7 protein-coding genes are annotated in these 5,372 nt (G+C 69.2%); all 7 read left to right on the top strand.

Annotation, left to right across the window (positions count from 1 at the left end; genetic code table 11):
* Window positions 1-1,593, top strand: a 1,593-nt coding sequence (locus tag NQ160_RS17695; protein WP_257516458.1) for an EF-Tu/IF-2/RF-3 family GTPase, incomplete at its 5' end; no start/stop codon positions are given.
* Window positions 1,594-1,617: 24 nt separating this feature from the next.
* Window positions 1,618-2,385 (top strand): AzlC family ABC transporter permease, encoded by a 768-nt coding sequence (locus NQ160_RS17700; RefSeq protein WP_257516459.1) that lies wholly within the window; start codon window positions 1,618-1,620, stop codon window positions 2,383-2,385.
* The gene (locus NQ160_RS17705) at window positions 2,382-2,696 is read left to right on the top strand and encodes an AzlD domain-containing protein (RefSeq protein WP_257516460.1); all 315 of its coding nucleotides are present in this window, start codon (window positions 2,382-2,384) and stop codon (window positions 2,694-2,696) included. The genes NQ160_RS17700 and NQ160_RS17705 overlap by 4 nt, the downstream gene beginning before the upstream one ends.
* 21 nt (window positions 2,697-2,717) lie before the next feature.
* Window positions 2,718-3,122 (top strand): DUF6113 family protein, encoded by a 405-nt coding sequence (locus NQ160_RS17710; protein ID WP_257516461.1) that lies wholly within the window; start codon window positions 2,718-2,720, stop codon window positions 3,120-3,122.
* Complete coding sequence (gene fdxA / locus NQ160_RS17715) at window positions 3,119-3,436, top strand: ferredoxin (protein ID WP_257516462.1); 318 nt, start codon at window positions 3,119-3,121, stop codon at window positions 3,434-3,436. The genes NQ160_RS17710 and fdxA overlap by 4 nt, the downstream gene beginning before the upstream one ends.
* Window position 3,437: 1 nt before the next feature.
* Complete coding sequence (dapC, locus tag NQ160_RS17720; RefSeq protein WP_257516463.1) at window positions 3,438-4,544, top strand: succinyldiaminopimelate transaminase; 1,107 nt, start codon at window positions 3,438-3,440, stop codon at window positions 4,542-4,544.
* Window positions 4,545-4,645: 101 nt separating this feature from the next.
* On the top strand, window positions 4,646-5,372 hold a 727-nt coding region (locus tag NQ160_RS17725; protein WP_308211493.1), incomplete at its 3' end, for a citrate/2-methylcitrate synthase.

The following is a 5,372-nucleotide window of genomic DNA, read 5'->3' on the forward strand; positions in this document are numbered from 1 at the left end:
CTGCTGGTGGATGCCAGTGAGGGTCCGCTGCCGCAGACGCGCTTCGTGCTGCGCAAGGCGCTCGAGGCGAAGCTGCCCGTCATTCTGCTGGTCAACAAGACCGACCGCCCGGACGCGCGTATCGCAGAGGTCGAAGAAGAGGCCCACGATCTGCTGCTGGGCCTCGCGTCCGACCTGCAGGACGATGTTCCCGACCTCGATGTCGACGCTCTGCTCGACGTTCCCGTGGTCTACGCCTCGGGTCGTGCGGGAGCCGCCTCGACCAACCGTCCCGAGAACGGCAGCCTTCCCGACAACGACGACCTCGAGCCGCTCTTCGAGGCGATCCTGCAGCACGTCCCCGCGCCGTCGTACGACGACGAGGCACCGCTGCAGGCGTGGGTCACGAACCTCGACTCATCGCCGTTCCTCGGTCGCCTTGCGCTCCTGCGCGTCTTCAACGGCACGCTGAAGAAGGGCCAGACCGTCGCCTGGGTCCGTGCTGACGGCACCACCAGCAACGCCCGCATCACCGAGCTGCTCAAGACCCGCGCCCTCGACCGCTACCCGGCCGAGTCCGCAGGCCCGGGCGACATCGTCGCCATCGCCGGATTCCCCGACATCACGATCGGCGAGACGATCGCCGATCCCGATGACGTGCGACCGCTGCCGCAGATCCACGTCGACGAGCCCGCCATCTCGATGACGATCGGCACCAACACCTCGCCGCTGGTCGGCAAGGTGAAGGGTCACAAGCTCACCGCGCGCATGGTCAAGGACCGCCTCGACCGCGAGCTCATCGGCAACGTCTCGCTCAAGGTCGTCGACATCGGGCGTCCCGACGCGTGGGAGGTGCAGGGCCGCGGCGAGCTGGCGCTGGCCATTCTCGTCGAGAACATGCGCCGTGAGGGCTTCGAGCTGACCGTCGGCAAGCCCCAGGTGGTCACCAAGAAGATCGACGGCAAGACGTACGAGCCGTTCGAGCACCTCACGATCGACGCCCCCGAGGAGTACCTCGGGGCGATCACGCAGCTGCTGGCCGCCCGCAAGGGCCGCATGGAGAACATGACCAACCACGGCACCGGCTGGGTGCGCATGGAGTTCATCGTCCCCTCGCGCGGTCTCATCGGCTTCCGCACCGAGTTCCTCACCACCACCCGCGGCACCGGCATCGCCAACGCGATCTCGCACGGCTACGAGCCGTGGGCAGGGCACATCCAGACGCGTCAGAACGGCTCGGTCGTGGCTGACCGCTCCGGTGTGGTCACGCCCTTCGCGATGATCGCGCTGCAGGAGCGGATGTCGTTCTTCGTGCAGCCCACGCAGGAGGTGTACGAGGGCATGGTGATCGGCGAGAACTCGCGCGCGGACGACATGGACGTGAACATCACCAAGGAGAAGAAGCTCACCAACATGCGTGCGGCGAGCTCCGACACCTTCGAGTCGATGACGCCGCCGCGGCTGCTGACGCTCGAGGAGAGCCTCGAGTTCGCCCGCGACGACGAATGCGTCGAGGTCACTCCCGAGATCGTGCGCATCCGCAAGGTGAACCTGGACGGCAACGAGCGCGCCCGCAACACCGCCCGGCTCAAGCGCCAGGACGCCAACGCCTGACGCCCTCGCCGCTAGCATCTTCGGGTGAGCGAAGGGACGTCTGCTGACGGGGCGGATGCCGCCCGTCAGGTTCGCCGGGCGACGCGCGAAGGGCTGGGGGTGGCACTTGCCACCAGCGCCTACGGCGTGTCGTTCGGCGCCCTCGCAGTGGCATCCGGTCTCGACGTCTGGCAGACCTGCGTATTGAGCCTGGTGATGTTCACCGGCGGCTCGCAGTTCGCCTTCGTCGGGGTCATCGGCGCCGGCGGACTGGCCGCCGTCCCCGCGGCGATCGCCTCGGCGTCGCTGCTGGGGGTGCGCAACGTCGCCTACGCGATGCGCATGGCGCCGGTCATCGGAGGGCCGCTGTGGCGGCGAGCGGCGGCGGCGCAGTTCACCATCGACGAGTCGACGGCCGTCGCTCTCGCCCAGACCGCGCCCCGGGCGCGGCAGATCGGCTTCTGGGTCACGGGCCTCGGCATATACGTCGGGTGGAATCTCTCGACGCTGATCGGCGCGCTTCTCGGGGACCTGCTGGGCGATCCGCGCGCGTATGGGCTCGACGCCGCCGCTGCCGCAGCGTTTCTCGCGTTGCTGTGGCCGCGCCTGCGCGAGCGCCAGGCGATCGCGGTGGGCAGCGCGGCCGCCGTGGTGGCGACAGTGCTCACGCCCCTGCTCATGCCGGGACTGCCCGTGCTCATCGCCGCCCTGGTGGCTGTCGTGGTGGGTCTGTTCAACTGGTTCGCCTCACCCGCGAGCGCCAACGCCTTCGGTGACCCCGACGACGTCCCCGAGCGGGAGGGGCTGCCTTGACCCTGTGGAACGCCGTTGTCCTGGCGGCGATCATCTGCGTCGCGCTGAAGGCTGTCGGGTATCTCATCCCGCCGAAGGTGCTCGAAGCACCCCGCCCCGCACGCGTGGCCGACCTGCTCACCGTGGCGCTGCTGGCGGCCCTGGTGGCGGTGCAGACGCTCGGCGTCGGACAGGGCGTCGTCATCGACGCGCGTCTGCCCGCCCTCGTCGTGGCGGCGGGGCTGCTGCTGCTGCGCGCCCCCTTCCTGGTGGTCGTGCTGGCCGCCGCGGGCACGGCTGCGCTGCTGCGGCTGTGGGGGTTGGCGGCGTGACCGGCCGCCTAGACTGCTGAGGTGGAATCGACCAGGGCGCGCGTGCTGACGTGGATCATCGCCGTCGTGACCGGCTTCGTGTACGGGGTCGCCGGGACCGTCTCTCATTCCTACGCCCTCGGGTGGTTCCCGCTCGGTCTCGTGCTGTCCATCGTCGGAGTGTCCGCGCTGCTGGTGGCTGTGCGGCTGCTGACCGGGGACCGGTGGGTCGCCTTGGCAGCTGGTATCGGTGCGATGGCCGCGACCCTCCTGTTCTCGGGCCCCGGCCCCGGCGGCTCGGTCATCGTCCCCGCCCCGACGGACGGAATGCTCTCGGCCGGCGTCGTCTGGACGATCGCCGTGCCCCTCGTCGTCGCGGTCGTCGTCGCCTGGCCCGACCTGTCACGCCTCCCGGATGCGAAGAGGTCGCCTAGACTGGGGGAGTGACGTATGTGATCGCCCTCCCGTGCGTCGATGTCAAGGACCGCGCCTGCATCGACGAGTGCCCTGTCGACTGCATCTACGAGGGTGAGAGGTCGCTGTACATACACCCCGATGAGTGCGTGGACTGCGGCGCCTGTGAGCCGGTCTGCCCCGTCGAGGCGATCTACTACGAAGACGACCTGCCCGCCGAGTGGGCGGACTACTACACCGCGAACGTCGAGTTCTTCCAGGACATCGGCTCGCCCGGTGGTGCCGCGAAGACGGGTGTGATCAAGCACGATCACCCGATCATCGCCGCTCTCCCGCCGCAGGCCTGACGTGGGGGTCAGTGACCTCGCCGACTACCCCTGGGATGCCGTGGCGCCCTATGCGGCCACAGCACGATCCCATCCGGGCGGCATCGTCGACCTCTCGATCGGGTCTCCCGTCGATCCCACGCCCGCGGCCGTAGCGGGGGCGCTGGCGGCAGCCACCGACGCCCACGCCTACCCGCAGACTGCCGGTACGCCGCTCCTGCGCGAAGCGATCGTGCACTGGTTCGAGCGTCGGCGCGGCGTGCCTGCGCTCACGCCCGATCACGTGCTGCCCACCGTCGGCTCGAAGGAGCTCGTGGCGCTGCTGCCGCTGCTGCTCGACCTCGGACCCGGCGACATCGTCGTGCACCCGCGTGCGGCCTACCCGACCTACGAAGTCGGAGCGCGGCTGGTGGGCGCGACTCCGCTGGCGACCGACGACCCGGCCGAATGGCCCGAAGCGACCCGTCTGGTGTGGCTGAACTCGCCCGGCAACCCCGACGGACGTGTGCTCGACCACGACGAGCTTCGCCGCGCCGTCGCGCGGGCTCGCCAACTCGGCGCCGTGATCGCAAGCGACGAGTGCTATGCCGAGCTCGGCTGGGAAGGGCGTTGGGCCGACGATCCGGTTCCCAGCATCCTCGACCCGCGCGTCACGGATGGCGACCTCGGCGGCGTGCTGTCGGTGTACTCCCTGAGCAAGCAGTCGAACCTCGCCGGTTACCGCGCGGCGTTCCTCGCCGGGGATCCGGCTCTGGTCTCCCGCCTGCTGACCGCCCGTAAGCACCTGGGTCTCATGCTGCCGGCGCCGGTGCAGGCCGCCGCGGCGGCGGCCCTCGCCGACGACGCCCATGTCGCGGACCAGAAGGCGCGCTACCGGAGTCGGCGCGAGGTGCTCAAGCCTGCGCTCGAGGCTGCCGGTTTCCGCATCGACCGCAGCGAGGGCGGGCTGTACCTGTGGGCCACCGAGGGTCGCGATGCGTGGGAGAGCCTCGGCCGGCTGGCCGAGCATGGCATCCTGGCGGGCCCCGGCCACTTCTATGGGCCGCACTTCCCCGAGCACGTGCGCTTCTCTCTCACCGCGACCGATGAGCGCATCGCCGAGGCGGCGCGGCGGCTCACGCATCCGTAGCATTCATCCACCGGATCTCCCCATCCTTTGGCGGGGAACGGAGTAGGCCCGACAGCCCGTTAGGCTGTATTCACCGACGACCCCGACCGCAAGGAGGCTTCGTGAGCGACGCGAGCACCCAGCAGCCAGAAGCCCCCCAGTCCGTAGCCACGGTCACGATCGGGGAGCGCACGGCAGAACTGCCCATCCTGCGCGGGACGGACGGTGCCGCCGGCGTCGATCTGTCGACCTTCACCAAGCAGACCGGGCACACGACCCTCGACTACGGGTTCGTGAACACCGCGGCGACGAAGTCGGCGATCACCTACATCGACGGTGATGAGGGGATCCTCCGCTACCGCGGCTACCCGATCGAGCAGCTGGCCAAGAACAGCACGTATCTCGAGGTGGCCTGGCTGCTGCTGTACGGCGAGCTGCCCACTGCCGACGAGCTCGGTGCGTTCGACGAGCGCATTCGCCGGCACACCCTGCTGCACGAGGACATCAAGCGGTTTTTCTCGTCATTGCCGCACACGGCGCACCCCATGTCGGTGCTCTCGTCGGCGACGGCGGCGCTGTCGACCTACTACGAGAACCAGTCCGACCCGAACAACCCCGAGCACGTGGAGATCAACACCATCCGCCTGCTCGCGAAGCTCCCCGTCATCGCCGCCTACGCGCACAAGAAGAGCGTGGGTCAGGCGTTCCTCTACCCCGACAATTCGCTGAGCTTCGTCGACAACTTCCTGCGCCTGAACTTCGGCGTCATGAGCGAGCAGTACGAGATCAACCCGGTCATGTCACGGGCGCTCGAGCGTCTGCTGATCCTGCACGAGGACCACGAGCAGA

It is taken from the genome of Microbacterium sp. zg.Y909 (assembly GCF_024626565.1).